Below are 1,894 nucleotides of genomic sequence, written 5' to 3'. Positions count from 1 at the left end.
ATGGAGTAGCCCTTGGGCTTGGTCTTGAGACGGTCACCGCCGATGGTGTAACCCGCCGCGCTCGCCGCCGCGAGGATCGCCTCGAGTTCGGCGCCGCGGACGTCGTCGTCGATGGTGGCCCGCAGCGTCGCCAGCGCCGCGGGCGACATCTGGTATCAGCCGCCGGCGACGAACAGTCCCGCCGCGTTGATCTGCACGTACCAGCCGACACCGGGCGCCGTGCCGGCCACCGCGCCCTGATGGTTCTTGTACGGCGTCTTGTCGGCCGAGAAGCGGACGTCGCGGTAGGGCCGGAAGATCTTGGCCTGCCCGAACTCCGATTCGAGTTCGGCGGCCAGGGCGGTCATCGGCGCGCGCACCGCCTCGTCGTAGGTCTGCTTGTGCGCGGTCCAGAATGCTTTGGAATTGTCGGCCTCGAGGTCCTCGTAGAAGTCGAGGGCCGCCAGCGGGAACCCGGTGAAAGCGTCCATCGATGCAGTATCGCCCGCGCCGGTCAGAGACTGCCGAGCGCCACCACGAACAGCACGACGGCCAGCGCGGCCAGCGCCGCGACGACGCCGTTGGCGATCGCCGCCCACTTACCCATCTGCTCGCCCTTGGCGTGCCCGACGAGACCGAGCACGATCCCGGTCGGCGCGGTCACCAGGATCGGCAGCCCGCACAGCATCGCCCCGCCGACCACCGACGCCGCGACACAGCAGAAGCTGATGATCGACCAGATGGGTGTGGTGTCGGCATACCCGTAGCGCTGCATCGGCATGGGCTGATAGGGCAGCGGATACCGCGGCGCGCCGTAACCGACCTGGCCCGGAACGGGATACGCCTGCGGATAGACCGGCGCGGGCGGTGGCGGCGGATACGGCGGCAGCTCGACCGGCGGCGCCGGACGCTCGATCCCGGCCCACGGCAGCTCGGGCTGCGCGGGCGCGGGCGGTGGGAGTTCGGCGGGCGGAGCGTCGTCCACCCACATCCGCTCGGTCGGCGCCGGTGCATCCTGCACCCGCGGCACCACCTGATCTTTGTCCAGCTCGACCGGCCGGTCCGATTCGGTACTCATGTTCCCCCTGCCACGTCCCGAACTACAGGACCACCATGCCTCGAGACCAGCCGATGCGCCACGTCCGAAGACAAGCGCACCGACTGATCTCGCGAGAACATGGGTAACTCACCGGGTACGGGCTAACCCTTCACTCCCGAAGGCTTGCCGCGTCCCCAACCCACCCCGCACCTCAGTCTGGCCAAAAGTCGCGGGGAGGCGGTTAGGCGTTGCCGTTGAACAGGCCGGTGACCGAGCCGTTCTCGAAGACCTCGCGGATGGTGCGCGCCAGCAGCGGCGCGATGGACAGCACGGTCAGCGTGGGGAACTTCTTCTCCTCGCTGATCGGCAGCGTGTTGGTGATGACGACTTCCCTGGCACCGCAGTTGGCCAGGCGCTCGGCGGCCGGGTCGCTCAGCACGCCGTGGGTGGCGGCGATGATCACATCGCCCGCGCCGGCCTCCTTGAGGACCTTCACCGCACCCGCGATGGTGCCACCGGTGTCGATCATGTCGTCGATCAGCACGCAGGTGCGGCCCTCGACGTCACCGACGACGCGGTTGGACTTCACCTGGTTGGGCACCAGCGGGTCGCGGGTCTTGTGGATGAACGCCAGCGGCGTGCCGCCGAGCGAGTCGGCCCACTTCTCGGCGACCTTCACGCGGCCCGCGTCGGGGGAGACAACGGCCAGGTTGTCGGACTGGTAGTTGGTGCGGATGTACTCCGAGAGCTGCACCAGCGCGTGCATGTGATCGACGGGGCCGTCGAAGAAGCCCTGGATCTGGTCGGTGTGCAGGTCGACGGTGATGATGCGGTCGGCGCCCGCGGTCTTGAGCAGGTCGGCCACGAGGCGGGCGG

At 69.0% G+C, this 1,894-nt stretch carries 2 protein-coding genes and 1 pseudogene; all 3 read right to left on the bottom strand.

Annotated features, from left to right (window positions below; genetic code table 11):
• Positions 1-470: pseudogene (locus tag ACFWPJ_RS31695) on the bottom strand (DUF2461 domain-containing protein); the annotation flags it as partial.
• A 23-nt stretch (positions 471-493) separates the two neighbouring features.
• A complete protein-coding gene (locus ACFWPJ_RS31690; protein ID WP_378857036.1) occupies positions 494-1,057 on the bottom strand; it encodes a hypothetical protein in 564 nt (187 codons plus the stop codon).
• Positions 1,058-1,259: 202 nt separating this feature from the next.
• On the bottom strand, positions 1,260-1,894 hold a 635-nt coding region (gene prs / locus ACFWPJ_RS31685; RefSeq protein WP_378857034.1), incomplete at its 5' end, for a ribose-phosphate diphosphokinase.

Origin of the sequence: Nocardia sp. NPDC058497, assembly GCF_042720195.1 — a bacterium.
Taxonomy (GTDB): Bacteria; Actinomycetota; Actinomycetes; order Mycobacteriales; family Mycobacteriaceae; genus Nocardia.
This window is presented reverse-complemented; position numbering and strand designations above follow the sequence as displayed.